The 14619-nt window shown below is 66.8% G+C and carries 16 protein-coding genes; 10 read left to right on the forward strand and 6 right to left on the reverse strand.

What is annotated here, in order from left to right:
• The 5 genes from GC150_12990 to GC150_13010 all read left to right on the forward strand — a co-directional run.
• The coding region (locus GC150_12990; protein MBI1385816.1) for a urocanate hydratase at positions 1-1229 on the forward strand (1229 nt) is incomplete at its 5' end.
• A 3-nt stretch (positions 1230-1232) separates the two neighbouring features.
• On the forward strand, positions 1233-1886 hold the full coding sequence (locus GC150_12995) for a flavin reductase family protein (GenBank protein MBI1385817.1): 654 nt from the start codon (positions 1233-1235) through the stop codon (positions 1884-1886).
• A gap of 25 nt (positions 1887-1911) precedes the next feature.
• The gene (locus tag GC150_13000; protein ID MBI1385818.1) at positions 1912-3006 is read left to right on the forward strand and encodes an ABC transporter substrate-binding protein; all 1095 of its coding nucleotides are present in this window, start codon (positions 1912-1914) and stop codon (positions 3004-3006) included.
• Positions 3007-3118: 112 nt separating this feature from the next.
• Positions 3119-3622, forward strand: a complete 504-nt coding sequence (locus GC150_13005) for a TRAP transporter small permease subunit (GenBank protein MBI1385819.1) — start codon at positions 3119-3121, stop codon at positions 3620-3622.
• The gene (locus GC150_13010) at positions 3619-5169 is read left to right on the forward strand and encodes a TRAP transporter large permease subunit (GenBank protein ID MBI1385820.1); all 1551 of its coding nucleotides are present in this window, start codon (positions 3619-3621) and stop codon (positions 5167-5169) included. Before GC150_13005 ends, GC150_13010 begins: the two co-directional genes overlap by 4 nt.
• A 45-nt stretch (positions 5170-5214) precedes the next feature.
• Here the strand turns inward: GC150_13010 and GC150_13015 are convergent, their stop codons facing one another.
• The 5 genes from GC150_13015 to GC150_13035 form a co-directional block, all read right to left on the reverse strand.
• On the reverse strand, positions 5215-6378 hold the full coding sequence (locus tag GC150_13015) for a hypothetical protein (GenBank protein MBI1385821.1): 1164 nt from the start codon (positions 6376-6378) through the stop codon (positions 5215-5217).
• A 2-nt stretch (positions 6379-6380) separates the two neighbouring features.
• Positions 6381-6767, reverse strand: coding sequence for a hypothetical protein (locus GC150_13020; protein ID MBI1385822.1), 387 nt, complete (start codon positions 6765-6767; stop codon positions 6381-6383).
• A gap of 142 nt (positions 6768-6909) precedes the next feature.
• Positions 6910-8115 carry an acyl-CoA dehydrogenase gene (locus GC150_13025; GenBank protein MBI1385823.1) on the reverse strand — a complete coding sequence of 402 codons (1206 nt, stop codon included), beginning with the start codon at positions 8113-8115 and terminating at the stop codon, positions 6910-6912.
• A gap of 70 nt (positions 8116-8185) precedes the next feature.
• Positions 8186-8962, reverse strand: a complete 777-nt coding sequence (locus GC150_13030; protein MBI1385824.1) for a hypothetical protein — start codon at positions 8960-8962, stop codon at positions 8186-8188.
• A gap of 57 nt (positions 8963-9019) precedes the next feature.
• Positions 9020-9790: a glucose 1-dehydrogenase gene (locus tag GC150_13035; GenBank protein ID MBI1385825.1), complete on the reverse strand. Its 771-nt coding sequence runs from the start codon at positions 9788-9790 to the stop codon at positions 9020-9022.
• A 231-nt stretch (positions 9791-10021) separates the two neighbouring features.
• Between GC150_13035 and GC150_13040 the strand changes: the two genes are divergently transcribed.
• The 4 genes from GC150_13040 to GC150_13055 are packed head-to-tail and all read left to right on the forward strand — an operon-like array spanning position 10022 to position 13157.
• Positions 10022-10309, forward strand: coding sequence for a flagellar biosynthesis protein FlgA (locus tag GC150_13040; GenBank protein MBI1385826.1), 288 nt, complete (start codon positions 10022-10024; stop codon positions 10307-10309).
• A 57-nt stretch (positions 10310-10366) separates the two neighbouring features.
• Positions 10367-10852 (forward strand): cupin domain-containing protein, encoded by a 486-nt coding sequence (locus GC150_13045; protein MBI1385827.1) that lies wholly within the window; start codon positions 10367-10369, stop codon positions 10850-10852.
• Positions 10853-10906: 54 nt separating this feature from the next.
• A complete protein-coding gene (locus GC150_13050) occupies positions 10907-12088 on the forward strand; it encodes a D-galactarate dehydratase (protein MBI1385828.1) in 1182 nt (393 codons plus the stop codon).
• A gap of 46 nt (positions 12089-12134) precedes the next feature.
• Entirely contained in the window at positions 12135-13157 is a 1023-nt protein-coding gene (locus GC150_13055; protein MBI1385829.1) for an Ldh family oxidoreductase, read from the forward strand.
• Between the two features lie 76 nt (positions 13158-13233).
• On the opposite strand, the gene GC150_13060 is transcribed toward GC150_13055, so the two are convergent.
• Positions 13234-13653 (reverse strand): thioesterase, encoded by a 420-nt coding sequence (locus GC150_13060; protein MBI1385830.1) that lies wholly within the window; start codon positions 13651-13653, stop codon positions 13234-13236.
• Between the two features lie 242 nt (positions 13654-13895).
• On the opposite strand from GC150_13060, the gene GC150_13065 reads away from it, so the two are divergent.
• Positions 13896-14450, forward strand: coding sequence for a TetR family transcriptional regulator (locus GC150_13065; GenBank protein ID MBI1385831.1), 555 nt, complete (start codon positions 13896-13898; stop codon positions 14448-14450).
• The last annotated feature ends 169 nt before the right edge of the window (positions 14451-14619 follow it).

Here is a 14619-nt window from a genome sequence, read left to right on the forward strand (position 1 = left end):
ACGAGACGTTCGCGGAAGCCGGGCGCCAGCATTACGGCGGCGATCTCACGGGGCGTTGGATCCTGACGGCCGGGCTCGGTGGAATGGGAGGTGCCCAGCCGCTCGCCGCCGTGATGGCGGGCGCCTGTTGTCTTGCCGTCGAGTGCGACACGACGCGAATCGATTTCCGCCTGCGTACCCGCTATCTGGACGAACGCGCCGAGACGCTCGACGAGGCGCTCGAGAAGATCGCCCGCTGGACGGCTGCCGGGGAGGCGAAATCCGTCGGGCTCCTCGGAAACGCCGCGGATATATTTCCGGAACTGGTCGCGCGCGGTGTGCGACCCGACATCGTCACGGATCAGACCTCCGCGCACGATCCCGTCAACGGCTATCTCCCGAAGGGCTGGAGCGTCGCCGAATGGCGAGCCAGGCGCGAGAGCGATCCGAAGTCCGTCGAGAAGGCTGCCCGGGCGTCAATGAAGGAACACGTCGCGGCGATGGTGGAATTCTGGGATCGCGGCGTTCCGACACTCGATTACGGCAACAATATCCGTCAAGTGGCAAAGGACGAGGGCCTCGAGAACGCATTCGCGTTTCCGGGATTCGTGCCGGCCTACATCCGTCCGCTGTTCTGCCGGGGGATCGGCCCCTTCCGCTGGTGCGCGCTATCGGGTGACCCCGAGGACATCTATCGCACGGACGCCAAGGTCAAGGAGATGATCCCCGACGACGCCCACCTCCACAAGTGGCTGGACATGGCGCGCGAGCGGATTTCGTTCCAGGGGCTGCCGGCGCGGATCTGCTGGGTAGGTCTCGGCCAGCGCCACCGCCTCGGCCTCGCCTTTAACGAGATGGTGCGCAACGGCGAGCTGTCCGCGCCTGTGGTCATCGGTCGTGACCACCTCGATTCCGGCTCGGTCGCATCGCCCAACCGGGAGACGGAGGCGATGCGGGACGGTTCCGACGCGGTCTCGGACTGGCCGCTGCTCAACGCCCTCCTCAATTGCGCATCGGGTGCGACCTGGGTTTCCCTCCATCACGGCGGCGGCGTCGGCATGGGCTTTTCCCAGCACGCGGGCATGGTCATCGTCTGCGACGGCACTGAGGCGGCGGACCGGCGGCTCGAGCGGGTCCTCTGGAACGATCCGGCGAGCGGTGTCATGCGTCATGCCGATGCCGGCTACGAGATCGCGATCGATTGCGCGCGCGAGCACGGGTTGCGCCTGCCGAGCATCCTGGGGAGCTGAGCCATGCATTATGCTCCGGGACGCGAGGCATGCCCGCTGGCGTTCTCGCCCTTCAAGAGCTGCACGGTGCCGCGCCCGATCGGCTGGCTCTCCTCCGTCGGGCGCGACGGCATCGCCAACCTGGCACCCTACAGCCAATGGCAGAACCTCACCTTCGATCCGCCGATGGTGATGTTCGCCGCGAACCAGTATCCGGACGGGAGGCGCAAGGATACCGTCGTCAACGCCGAGGAAACCGGCTGGTTCGTCTGGAACATGGCGACCTGGGCGTTGCGCGAGGCGGTGAACATTTCCGCCATGGCGCTGGCGCCCGATGTGGACGAATTCGAACGCGCGGGAGTGACGAAGGCACCGGCCGTCGATGCGCCCTGCCCGATGGTCGCCGAAAGCCCCTGCCACTTCGAATGCCGCTATCTTTCGACGCATCGGCTCGCGGGCGAGAGCGCGGCAGGCTGGGTGGATGTGGTCTTTGCGCGCGTCGAGCGCATCCATGTCGACGACGGGTATGTTCGCCCGGACGGAAAGCTCGATATCGCTAGGCTGAAGCCGATCGCGCGAATGGGCTACTATGACTATGCCTGCATCTCCGAGACGTTCGAGATGCGCATTCCCGGTGCCTCCGGGATCGAACTCGACGGGCTCGAGGGGAAATCCTGAAACCGCCAAAGAAGGGAGCGAAATAATGAAGCGTAGAGAATTCCTGAAGGTGGCCGCGGCCGGTGCGGCGGCAACGGCGACCGGCACTCTGGCCGCGCCGGCGATCGCGCAGGACAAGCGGCAGTGGAAGATGGTCACCGCCTGGCCGAAGAACCTGCCCGGGCCGGGGGTCGCAGCGCAGATGCTGGCCGACCGGATCACAGCGCTTTCGGGTGGTCGGATCGAGGTCAAGCTGTTCGCGGCCGGAGAACTCGTTCCGGGGCCCGGTGTCTTCGATGCCGTCTCGGAAGGTACGGCCGAACTCTATCATGCCGTTCCGGCCTATTGGGGATCGAAATCCAAGGGTATCCTGCTGTTCGGTTCCCAACCCTTCGGCCTTCGCGCCGACGAGCAGTTCGGCTGGCTGGCGCACGGTGGCGGGCAGGAGCTCTACGACGAAATGTATGCGCGCTTCGGCCTGAAGCCGTTCCTCTGTGGCAATTCCGGTCCCCAGTGGGCCGGCTGGTTCCGCAAGGAAATCAATTCAATCGACGACCTCAAGGGCCTCAAGTTCCGCACCACCGGACTCGCCTCCGAAATGTGCGCGCGCATCGGAATGGCGGTGCAGGCGATGGGCGGACGCGACATGTTCCAGGCGATGCAGTCGGGCGCGCTCGATGCCGGCGAGTTCATCGGACCCTGGTCGGACAGCGCGCTCGGCTTCCACCAGATCGCCAAGAACTACTACTGGCCGGGTGTCGGAGAGCCCTCGTCGGCGGAGGAGTGCGCCGTCAACGTCAAGGCCTACGAGGGGCTGCCGGACGATCTCAAGGCCGCCGTGCGGCTGGCGTGTGAAAGCCTCTACAACCCGGTGTGGACGGAATATACGACAAAGCACGCGCTGGCACTGCAAAAGCTCGTTGCCGAGCAGGGCGTCGTCGTCAAGAAGCTTCCCGACGATGTGGTCGTCGCGCTCGGCAACGCGGCCGGGGAGGTGATCGCGGGCCTCAGGCAGGACAGCGACGAACTGGTGCGGCGGATCGTCGAGAGCTTCCTTGCCTACCGCACGTCGGTGGCGGGCTACATGACCTACGCCGACAACGGGCAGATGAATGCGCGCGCCCTCAACTACAAGTACTGAGGACGCTTGAACGTGGGGGTCGCCGTTGCCCGCGCGGCGGCGGCCCCTGACGCAGGAACTGGCGCAGAAGCCGGCACGGAAACCGGCGCCGGTCGTCGGTCGGGAGGGGGGAATGGAGCGCATCGCCGACTGGCTCGACTGCGTCAACAGGACGATCGGGGGGATCGTGTGCTGGGCGGCGCTCCTCATGGTGCTGTTGCAGTTTTCGATCGTGTTGCTGCGCTATGTGTTCGGGTTGAGCGCGATCTGGCTGAACGAGTCCGTTCTCTACCTCCACGGGGCGCTCTTCATGCTGGGTGCCGGATATACTCTCCTCGTCAACGAGCACGTCCGGGTCGACATCTTCTATGCCAAGGCATCACGCACGCGAAAGGCGGCGATCGATGTGGCGGGCCATCTCCTGCTGCTTCTGCCGTCCATGGCGATGCTGCTCGCCTGGACGTGGCCATCCGTGCGCAACTCCTGGTCGATCCTCGAGGGCCCGATCTCGGTCGGCGGCATTCCCGCATCGTTCCTCCTAAAGTCGCTGATCCCGGCATTCTGCGTCCTCCTCATCGTGCAGTCGCTGGCCGCGATCGCGCGTGATATCGCGCGACTGCGGGGAGAAGGGAAATGAGCCACAACCTCGACCTTCTCATGTTCGTCGCGCTGATCGGATGCATTCTGATCGGCTTTCCCGTCGCGTTCTCGATCGCTGGCGTGGCGGTGATATTCGCGGTTCTCGGCTGGCTGACCGGGGCGATGGACATTTCGCTCCTCGGTGCGCTCGGGCAACGTGTTTTCGGGCTTTTGACCAACGACGTGCTGATCGCGATACCGCTCTTCGTCATGATGGGAGTGGTGCTCGAAAAGAGCCGGATCGCGGAAGATCTGCTGGAGACCATGGGGCGGCTCTGCGGCGGCCTCAGGGGTGGTCTCGGTGTCGCCGTGGTGCTGGTCGGGGCTCTGCTCGCGGCCTCGACGGGTATCGTCGGGGCGACCGTGATCGCGATGGGTCTCATTGCGCTGCCGACGATGCTGCGTAGCGGCTACAACCCCCGCCTTGCCGCTGGCATCGTCTGCACCTCGGGCACGCTCGGTCAGATCATTCCACCCTCGACGCTCCTCATCATCCTCTCCGACGTGATGTCGAATGCCTATCAGCAGGCGCAGTTCAGGGAGGGGAAATTTTCCGTCGACACGATCTCGGTGGGGCAAATCTTCGCCGGCGCGCTCCTTCCTGGACTGACGCTGGTGGTGATCTACATCATCTACGTGCTCGGGCGGGCGTGGCTGCTGGTCGGCGATGCTCCGGCGGTGCGGGGCGATGGCGAAACGGTCCGGGCGCGGACGGTCGTGCGGGCGGTGGTGCCGCCCATCCTGCTCATCGTGGCGGTGCTTGGTGCGATCCTCGGCGGCATCGCGACGCCGAGCGAGGCGGCAGCGGTCGGCGCGGTCGGTGCGATCCTCATGGCGGGCCAGCGCCAGGGGGCATCGAACAGGCTCATCCTGGCGGGTGCCGCCGCGCTTTTCCTGCTCGCGGTGGCGGCGGGGGCGGCGCCGGTTCGGCTGCAGCGCAGTGACGTGATGGCGCTCGACTGGGTGCAGGGCGGATTCTATGTGCTTCTTGCCATGGTCGGCGTCGCGGCGGTCGCGGCGAGTCTGCTGCGCGCGCGGGCGACGGGGATCCTCCGGCCAGCCGTGGTTCAGACCATGACCGTTACCTCGATGATCTTTGCAACCATCCTGACCGCGAGCATGTTCTCACTGGTGTTCGTCGGCCTCGGGGGGGAAGACCGCGTCGCGGAGATCCTGACGGCGATGCCCGGCGGGGCGGACGGGGCGCTGCTCTTTTCGATGGCGTTCATATTCATCCTCGGCTTCTTCCTCGACTTCGTCGAGATCACCGTCATCCTCTTGCCGCTGCTGGCGCCCGCGCTCATCCTGATGGGGCACGATCCGGTCTGGCTTTCGATCCTCATCGCGATCAACCTGCAGACGTCGTTCCTGACGCCGCCGTTCGGGTTTTCGCTGTTCTATCTGCGCGGTGCGGCGCCGCCCGAAGTCACGACCGGGCACATCTATGCGGGGGTGGCGCCGTTCATTTGCCTCCAGATCGTCGGCATGGGCATGATCTGGATGGTGCCCGCGCTCGCGACGTGGCTGCCAGCGGTGCTCTATTGAGCCGCGCCGGGGGCCGGCCGGGGGGACGCGCCCAGCCGGCGGGCCTCAGGGCTGGGTGACGCCGAAGTCAGCGGGAAGGGCGGCGATCGCCTCGACGAGCCGTCGAGGATCGAAGGTGCCGTCGCCGGGCCCGCCATCGAGACCGGCGGCGACGAGCGCCCGGGCAATCGCCTTGCGGGTCTCCTCGCCCCACTCGGAAAAGCCGCGTTCCACCATTTCGCGCGTGTCCTCGCTCGCATCCCGGCGGGCGCCGGCAAGGAGGAAATGCGCGACCCTGTCGGCATCGATGGAACCGCCCGGTGCGGTCTCGATGAGGTAGGCTGCCCCGAGCGGGGCGCGTGGGTGGCCGGCAGCACTCGCGGCCTCGTACCAGCGAACCGCTTCGGGGATGGAAACCGGAATGCCGTACCCCTCCTCGTGGACGATTGCGAGATGGTACATGGCGCCGGCGTGGCCTTTGGCGGCGGCGGCGGCAAAGAGTTCACGAGCCCGCCCATAGTCCTCGGAAACGCCCGTGCCGTTGATGTGCAAGGCGCCGAGGTTGTTCATGGCATTGGCATCGCCGAGGCGGGCGGCCTCGCCATAGAGGCGGGCGGCTTCCTTGGCGTCGGTGGGGATGCCAAAACCCTTCTCGTGCATCAGGCCGAGGTTGCCCATGGCAAGGGCGTCGCCCCGACCGGCGGCGCGCTCGAGCCAATGGAGGGCCTTGGCGTGGTCAACGGGAACGCCGGTGCCGTGCAGGAAGATGTTGCCGAGACCGGTCATGGATGGAGTGAAATCGGCGGCGGCGGCCTTTTCGAACCAGCGCCGTGCCGTTTCGGTGTCGCGCGGCCCACCTCTCCCGTCGCGCAGCATGATGGCGAGGTTGTTCATCGCCCCGAGGTGGCCGCGCTCGGCGGCCGTCCCGTAGGCGCCGCGCGCGCGCTCATGCTCGCCGGCCCGGTAGAGGGCGCGGCCGAGCTGGAAATGGAGGCGGGGCAGGTCCGGTTTGGCCCAGACCGCGTTCTCGCATGCGACGACGGCGCGGGCCGCGTCGATCTCCTCGAACGGCACGCCGCGTCCGATGCGCGTCGGATCCTCGGGGCTGGCGGCGAGGAAATCGCAGGCGACTTCCTCGACGGCCCCGGCCGGGGAGGCAAACGCCAGCGCTCCGGCCGCCAAGGCAACCGTCAGCCGGACGCGCCTGTCACGCGGGATCGCGACGAGCAAGCTCAGTTGCAGCCCTCGAGATTGAGGCTGATCCAGCCACGGCCGCAATGGTTGCTGTGGAACCAGCCCTGGATGTTGTCGTTGGCATCGCTCACGAGGGCGCCGTTGACGGCGGTGCGGGTCGGCGGGCTCGTATAACGGAATTCGCATTCGCCGGTCGCGGCATAGCACTGGAAGAACCAGGTGCGCCCGTCACTGCGGAACGAGAGGACGCCGTCGTTGTTGCGCGTCGCGTAGATATTGTACTGGGCGCGGCATTCGCTGCCGCGCGGGTTCTCGTAGCCGCGTCCACCCCGGAAACCGCACGTGCCCTGGGCGTATGCCGTAATGCTCGTGGCCAGTACTCCCAGCGTCGCCAGGCCAATGATCTTCAGTGCGCGAGTGTTCATCGTTGCTCCAGTGGAAACCGCCGCGCGATGCGACGTGGGTAGGTGGCGCGATCTGTCGCAAGTCTAGCTCGCTTGTTGGCGCCACGTCCACTCATCAGCCTTAAGATGATTGCCAGCGGTTAGCGGCGGGGGCCGAACTTCGTCAGCTCCACTTCCAGAAATCGCGGCCCTGTTTGCGGTAGGCCTTGGCGAAGATCATCTTGTGGACCTCGTCGGCGCCGTCCAGGATGCGCGCCTGTCGCTGATAGCGGTAGATCCATTCGAGGATCGTGTCCTTGGAGTAGCCGCGCGCACCGTTGAGCTGGATGGCGGTGTCGACCGCCTTGTGCAGCAGCGAAGCGCAGAACACCTTGGCCATGGAGACGTGCTTCATGGCCGCCTTGCCGCCGTGCGTGTCGATCATCCAGGCGGCGTGCATGACCAAGAGGCGCCCGATCTGGATGTCCTTGGCGACGTCGCCCATCATCATCTGCACGCTCTCCTTGTCGGCCAGTGCGGAACCGAAAGCGTGGCGCTTTTCGATGTACTCCTGGGCGATCGCCATGGAGCGGGCGCAGAGCCCCATCCAGCGCATGCAGTGGGTGAGGCGGGCCGGCACGAGGCGCGCCTGGGCGACGCGCATGCCGTCGCCGACGCCCATGAGGAGGTTTTCGTGCGGCACCTCGACGCCGGTGAAGCGCATTTCGCAGTGCCCGCCGTGCTCTTCCGGGCCCATGATCGGGACCTTGCGTACGATCTCGACGCCGGGCGCATCGCGCGGAACGATGAAGGCGGAGAGTTCGCGGCGCGGCTCGTTCGACGTGCGCACGATGGCGATGAAGAAATCCGCCCAGCCGGCTCCGGTGATGAACCACTTGTGGCCGTTGATGATCCAGGTGCCGTTGCCCTTGGGTTCGGCGTGCGAGAGCATCATCGTCGGGTCCGAGCCGCCGCCGGGGTGCGGCTCCGTCATGGCGATGGCGCCACGCTTTCCCTCGGCCACCATCGGGCGCAGCCACTTTTCCTTCTGCGCCTCGGTGCCGATGTCGTAGAGCACGCGCATGTTGCCGTCGTCGGGTGCCGCACAGTTGAAGCAGGCGGGCCCGAAGATCGAATAATTCGCCTCCTCGTACATCACTGCCTGGCCGACCATGGGAAGGCCCATGCCGCCGTAGGCCTTCGGAACTTGTGGGCACCAGAGGCCGGCGGCCCGCACCTTTTCGCGCACCGCCTCGAGACGCGCGCGGGTGAGGTTCTCGAACTCGTCGTAGCTGTCAGGGTCCGCCTCGAGCGGCAGGATGTGTTCGGCAACGAAGGCCCGCGTGCGCTGGCGCACGTCCTCGATCTCGGGGCTGAGCGTGAAGTCGATCATGTCGTGCCTCCTCGTCGGCGTGGCTTGGTACGGCGCCCGTCGAGCGCCCGGAGCAACTGGCGGCGGCTCAGCGCCCGACCAGCGCCCGGAAGGACGGGCGGGCTTCGGTGTCCGGGTCGAGCACATCGCGCACCATGTCGACGAAGCGCATCGAGTGGCTCGTCGACTGCCCATCGTCGCTGATCGCGCCACTCGTCTCGATGATGCGGGGGGCGGTGACGATGAAGGTCAGCCGGTGGTCGCGGAAAATGAGCTCGGCGAGGCCGGCGAGCGCGCGGCGATCGGCATCGAGGATCTCCGCGATATCGGCCGGATCGAGCCTCGGGGCGGACAGGCCGAGCCGTGTACGCATCTGATCGAGGAGCGCCTCGGTCAGGAGCGGTGTCGGGTCCGGCACACGGCTGAGATCGAAGCCGATGCGGGTGGTGCCGCCCGGCAGGTCCTCGACGATGAAAGCCTCGCCGGACAAGGCCGCGGCCATTTGCAGGTACTGGCCTTCGCGGAAGGTCAGCTCGAAGCGGCAGATCAGACCGTCGGGCGTGCGCAATTGGCTGGCCGTGAAGGCGACGCCAGGCGGCAGGGACGAACTGGCGCCCTCGTTGGCGATCTCGCAGAGCCCGCGATCGAGGTCCAGACCCGTGTCGAAGTGCCGGCCGCGGACTTCGAGCGCCGCGAGGATGTCGTTGAACTGGGGTGAGAAATGGACTTCGGTCGCAACCCGCGTCAGCCCGTCTGGCTCGAGCGTGATGCGCTGCTCGATGTCGAAACAGGCACTTAGACCAATCGGCAGCACCAGCGCGAGCGCTAGGCGACAAATGCGTCCCACTCGGGTCGGTATCGGCATCACTTGTCCGCTCCCCTCACGAAATGCTCCGGGATGGCGAGGGGCGCGCCGATGCGGTCATCCCATCGCGAGCAGCGCCCCGCCATCCACCGTGACGACACTGCCGGTCATGTAGCTGCCGGCATCGGAAACGAGCAAGAGTAGAGGACCGTCGAGTTCCGCATGCTCGCCCGCCCGGCGTTGCGGAATGCGCGCGAGAAGCCGGGCCCCGGCCTCACTCGTGAGGAAATCGCGGTTCATGTCGGTCTCGAAATAGCCGGGTGCGATGGCGTTGACGCGAATCCCGTCGCGGGCGAGTTCGAGGGCCATGGCGCGGGTGAGCTGGATGAGCCCGGCCTTGGAGACCGCATAGGCCGAGACTTGCGATAACACACCGATGCCGAGGACCGAGGCCACGTTGACGATGGCCCCGCCAGCCCCGTTCTGGCGCATGCGGCGCGCGGCCTCGCGGGCGACGCGGAAGGCGCCGTCGAGATTCACCTGCATCACCTCGCGCCAGAGGGTGTCGTCGGTCTCCAGGAACGGAGCCTGGGAGGGCACGCCGGCGGAATTGACGAGAATCGTGACCGGGCCGTGCGCGGCCTCGGCAGCGTCGAAAGCGGCCGGCACCGTTGCCGGATCGATCACATCGAGGCGTGCGGCGACGGCCTCACCGCCGAGGTCCCGGATCTCCTGGGCGACGTGCTCCAGCAACTCGATGCGCCGGGCCGTGAGGGTGACGCGGGCGCCGTATCGGGCGAGGCACTGGGCAAAGCGGCGGCCGAGGCCGCTCGAGGCGCCGGTGACGAGCGCGCTGCGGCCGGCGAGCGAGAAGAGGGAGTTCGGCATCTGGACCCTCTCGTCGGGGTGACTATCGATCGGGCGTCATGCCCTTATCGGCCAGCACATCGGGCATGGCAAGGAGGCGGCGGCGAAGGGGTCGCGATCCAGCCGAGCGGCCTTGGGCGGGCGTTCGTGCCCGACCACCGCGTTCCATCCGCCGGCGCCTTTTCTTTTCCGGCGCCTTCGCTATAAGCGACCGATCGACGCCAACCAAGCCGGACCGCAACGGAGCCCCTCATGTCGCACCCGCATTTCCTGGTTCACAGTCCAAAGGACAATGTCGGCGTGGTGGTCGTCGAAGGGCTCGCGGCGGGAACCGAGATGCTGGGGGTCATCACCGAAACCAACACGACGCTGACGCTCAAGGCGGTCCACGACGTGCCGATCGGGCACAAGGTGGCGCTCGCGCCGCTCGCCGTCGGCGATACCGTCATCAAGTATGGCGAGGACATCGGCAAGATGGTGGCGCCGGCGGTGAAGGGCGGCCACGTCCACGTGCACAATCTCAAGACGAAGCGCTGGTAGGCTGCGACGGCGGGCGGTGGCGGCCGCCTGAAGCGGCGACGGTTGCGGAGGTGGGTGATGCGGCTTTCATGGGTGGTCATTGGTCTCGTTGCCGTCCTGCTGCCGGCCTCGCCCGGTCGCGGCGAAACGGTCGTCATCGGCGAGGCGAACGGCCGTGAAGTGGTGACCGTCAGGGTCGGCGAGGCGAGCGCCTCCAAGCAGGGCCTGCCGATTTTTCCCGGCATCTCCGGTGGCAACGCGGGGGCGCGGGCGATTTCCATGACGAAGGTCGTGGTGCCGGCCGGCGGACGGGCCCGCCCGCATGTGCACCGCGGCTACGAGACCGCGATCTATATCGTCTCGGGGGACGTCGAGACCTTCTATGGACCGGGCCTCAGAAAGAGTGTCGTCAACCGCGCGGGCGACTTCCTTTTCATCCCCGCCGACGTGCCGCACATGCCCGTCAACCTCAGCCAGACCGATGAGGCCGTCGCCATCGTCGCGCGGAGCGATCCCAATGAACAAGAGAGCGTCGTGCCCTACGATCCGGCGAGCGGGCAGTGACGCCATGTCGCCGGATGGCATGACCAGGAACAACCGCGGAGAGGAAAAACCAGGATGGCAACGGCCATGAGCAACGACACCTTCATGGGCTATCGGCGCGAGAACGGGCGTGTCGGCGTGCGCAACCATGTCGTCATCCTGCCCGTCGATGACATCTCCAATGCCGCCTGCGAGGCCGTCGCCAACAACACCAAGGGCACCATGGCGCTGCCGCATGCCTACGGGCGGCTCCAGTTCGGCGCCGACCTCGACCTCCACTTCCGCACCATGATCGGCACCGGCGCCAACCCGAATGTCGCGGCGTGTGTCGTCATCGGCATCGAGCCCGGCTGGACGAAGCGCATCGTCGATGGCATCGCGGCGACCGGCAAGCCCGTCGCCGGCTTTTCCATCGAGCAGAACGGCGACCTCAAGACGATCATGGACGCCTCGCGCCAGGCCAAGGAGTTCGTCCACTTCGCGAGCGAGCTGCAGCGCGAGGAATGCCCCATGTCGGAGCTCTGGGTTTCCACCAAGTGCGGCGAGAGCGATACGACGACCGGCCTCGGCTCGTGCCCGACGGTCGGCAACATGTACGACAAGCTGATCCCAAAGGGCATCTACGGCTGCTTCGGGGAGACCTCCGAGATCACCGGCGCCGAGCACATCTGCAAGGCCCGCGCGGCGACACCCGAGGTCGGCGAGCGCTGGTACGCCATGTGGAAGGCCTATCAGGACGAGGTGATCTTCGCCAACGCGGTCGACGACCTATCGGAGAGCCAGCCGACCAAGGGCAACATCGAGGGCGGGCTCTCGACGATCGAGGAAAAGGCGCTCGGCAACCTCGAGAAGATCGGCCGCGAGTGCCGCTACATCGACATCCTCGAGCCCGCCGAGGCGCCGAAGGCGGGGGCGGGCCTCTATTTCATGGACACCTCGTCGGCCGCGGCCGAGTGCGTCACCCTGATGGCGGCGGCCGGGTATGTCGTGCACACCTTCCCGACCGGCCAGGGCAACGTCATCGGCAATCCGATCGTGCCGGTGGTCAAGGTGACGGCCAATCCGCGCACCGTGCGCACCATGGGCGAGCACGTCGACGTCGACGTCTCCGGCATCCTCAAGCGCACCATGACGATCTCGGAAGCGGGCGATGCCTTGATCGAGATGGTGCGGCGCACGTCGAACGGACGCAACACGGCCGCCGAGGCCCTCGGCCACCGCGAGTTCGTCATGACGAAGCTCTACCGCAGCGCGTGACGGAGAGGCGCGCGGGGGCGCCGGCAACCGATGGAAGGGGCGGGAGATGGCGGGCGGCATCCGGCTGACCATTCCCGACCTCGAGGCGCGCATCGCCCGGGCGCTCCGCGCTTGCAATGTCGCCGATGAGAATGCCGACACCGTCTCCCGCGCCCTGACGCTCGCCGAAGTGGACGGGCGCGGCGGTCACGGCCTCTCGCGTGTGCCGACCTATTGCGCCCAGGCGCGGATCGGAAAGGTCGATGGCCACGCCCGCCCGACCGCTCGCCGCACGGCCCGTGCCGCGCTCATGGTCGATGCCGCGCACGGTTTCGCCTTTCCGGCCCTCGACCTCGCCGTCCGCGAACTCGCCGCCCTCGCACCCGAGACTGGCATCGCCTCGGCCGGGATTTTCCGCTCTCACCACTTCGGCGTTGCCGGCCACGTCGTCGAGCGGCTGGCCGAGGCCGGCTTCCTCGCTCTCGTCTTCGGCAACACGCCCGCCGCCATGGCGCCCTGGGGCGGACGCAAACCGGTCTACGGCACCAACCCGATCGCCTTTGCCGCGCCGATGCCGGGGCGTGCGCCCGTCGTCGTCGATCTCGCGCTTTCGGGCGTCGCGCGCGGCCTCGTGCTGAAAGCGAGGCAAAAGGGCGAGGCGATCCCCGAGGGCTGGGCGCTCGATGTCGACGGCCAGCCGACGACGGACCCGGCAAAGGCGCTCGCGGGCACCATGGTGCCGCTCGGGGGCGCGGCCGGAGGCGCGAAGGGGGCGGCGCTCGCCTTCATGGTGGAGGTTCTGGGGGCGGCTCTCGTCGGGGCCAATCTCGCGGCCGAGGCCTCCTCGTTCCTCGATGCGGACGGCCCGCCGCCCGCCGTCGGGCAATTCCTCATCGCGATCGATCCGGCGGCATTCGCGGGTGCCGACGTTTTCGCCGAGCGGATTTCAGTCCTCGCCGGTCAGATCGAAGGCCAGGAGGGCGCGCGCCTTCCCGGTGCCGGCCGCACCAGCCGACGCGAGGCAGCGGCCCGTGAGGGCGTCGTGGTGGATGGAAAGCTCCTCGCGGAGGTGGATGCGATCGGGGGGTGAGGGGGAGGCGCGGGCCGGACCATGCTGGGTTCATACGGCCCTTGCCGTGTCGCGTGCCCGAGCAAGAGTCGGCGCGCTAGGCTTTCAGGGACACCGCCGCGATGATCCTGTCGCGGATTTCCGTTGGGAAAGGCATGGCTTTGCGCTCGAGACGATCGACGTGAACGGCCGTCAGCTCGCAAAGCGCCGCCACTTCTCCAGTCTCCCCGTTGCGCATCTCGTGCACGAAACGCATCGACTTCTCCTTGACCTCGAGAACGCGGCTTTTGACCTCCACAATGTCGCCGGCCATCAGCTCGCGCTTGTAGGTGATGTTCTGCTGCACTGCGGCCATGCCGCGGGTTTCGCTCCGCAAATACGAGGGCGTCAGGCCGAGGTTCGCAAAGAGGTTCCAATTGGCCTCGTCGAACTTGCCGACGTACCATGCAATGTTCATGTGGCCGATGTGGTCACAGTGCCAGGGATAAACGCAGCCCTTGTAGGTCAAGCTTTCCATGAGCCGGTTGTCCCTTCGAATGCGGCCACGAACCAATTGTCCCGGCGGCGATCGGTCGAATGCCGAAGGCCGCGATGGCAATGGCGTCGAGCCCGGCTCGCCGCGCTCTCGCGGGATCGTTTTTTGCCTCTGGTCCATCTAGACCAATCGTCATAAATGTCAACCGACCGATGGACCAGTCGTGATGGTGACGAAGGAGTTCGCCTTCTAGCGGGCTGGTCATTTCGACCGGAGGTCAGGAAATGGCCAACGCCGCGAAACACAAGGACGGCCTCGTGCGGACAGCCATGAGGCTCTTTCGGCAACAGGGCTATGCATCGACGGGGCTGCAACAGGTCCTGACGGAAAGCGGCGTGCCCAAGGGGTCGCTCTATCACTACTTTCCGGGCGGCAAGGAACAGCTCGCCGAGGCCGCAGTTCGTCTTGCAGGAGAGCTCATGGGCGCGATGCTCGCAGAGCATGCGGCATGCTGCAAGACCCCGAGGGCGTTCGTGAAGGCGTATTGCGCAACGATGGCACGCTGGATGGAAGAATCGGGATTTCGATCCGGATGCCCCATCGCGACGGTCATGCTGGAGAACGCACCTGGCTCGCCGGAGCTGACACGAGCGGGTGCCGAGGCCATCGATCACTGGATTGAGATCGTCACCCCGGTTTTTGTCTCCGAGGGGCGCTCGAAGGGAGAGGCACGAAGGGAGGCGGAGACACTCATTGCAACCATGGAAGGGGCACTCCTACTTGCCCGTGTTCGCCAGAGTTCTCGGCCGATCATGGAAATCGCGCTCGGCTACCGGTAGCCTGCCGTGGCCCAGCTCGGTCTGCGGTTTGAACGACCGGGCACATCCCTGACAATTTGGACCGACAGCATCCCTGACACTGCTAGGCGTCTTCCTTAGCCGGTTCCGGCGCCGAGCGCAGCCGCGCACGCGGCGGAGCGAAGCGGTGGAACCGGCCAACGCGATCGAC

Source organism: Hyphomicrobiales bacterium, from assembly GCA_016125495.1.
Taxonomy (GTDB): domain Bacteria; phylum Pseudomonadota; class Alphaproteobacteria; order Rhizobiales; family RI-29; genus RI-29.

Bases quoted from the DNA above. Each gene is read 5' to 3' on its own strand.
- GC150_12995 (MBI1385817.1), top strand. From the start codon at position 1,233: ATGCATTATGCTCCGGGACGCGAGGCATGCCCGCTGGCGTTCTCGCCC.
- GC150_13000 (MBI1385818.1), top strand. From the start codon at position 1,912: ATGAAGCGTAGAGAATTCCTGAAGGTGGCCGCGGCCGGTGCGGCGGCA.
- GC150_13005 (MBI1385819.1), top strand. From the start codon at position 3,119: ATGGAGCGCATCGCCGACTGGCTCGACTGCGTCAACAGGACGATCGGG.
- GC150_13010 (MBI1385820.1), top strand. From the start codon at position 3,619: ATGAGCCACAACCTCGACCTTCTCATGTTCGTCGCGCTGATCGGATGC.
- GC150_13020 (MBI1385822.1), bottom strand. From the start codon at position 6,767: ATGAACACTCGCGCACTGAAGATCATTGGCCTGGCGACGCTGGGAGTA.
- GC150_13030 (MBI1385824.1), bottom strand. From the start codon at position 8,962: ATGCCGATACCGACCCGAGTGGGACGCATTTGTCGCCTAGCGCTCGCG.
- GC150_13035 (MBI1385825.1), bottom strand. From the start codon at position 9,790: ATGCCGAACTCCCTCTTCTCGCTCGCCGGCCGCAGCGCGCTCGTCACC.
- GC150_13040 (MBI1385826.1), top strand. From the start codon at position 10,022: ATGTCGCACCCGCATTTCCTGGTTCACAGTCCAAAGGACAATGTCGGC.
- GC150_13045 (MBI1385827.1), top strand. From the start codon at position 10,367: ATGCGGCTTTCATGGGTGGTCATTGGTCTCGTTGCCGTCCTGCTGCCG.
- GC150_13050 (MBI1385828.1), top strand. From the start codon at position 10,907: ATGGCAACGGCCATGAGCAACGACACCTTCATGGGCTATCGGCGCGAG.
- GC150_13055 (MBI1385829.1), top strand. From the start codon at position 12,135: ATGGCGGGCGGCATCCGGCTGACCATTCCCGACCTCGAGGCGCGCATC.
- GC150_13060 (MBI1385830.1), bottom strand. From the start codon at position 13,653: ATGGAAAGCTTGACCTACAAGGGCTGCGTTTATCCCTGGCACTGTGAC.
- GC150_13065 (MBI1385831.1), top strand. From the start codon at position 13,896: ATGGCCAACGCCGCGAAACACAAGGACGGCCTCGTGCGGACAGCCATG.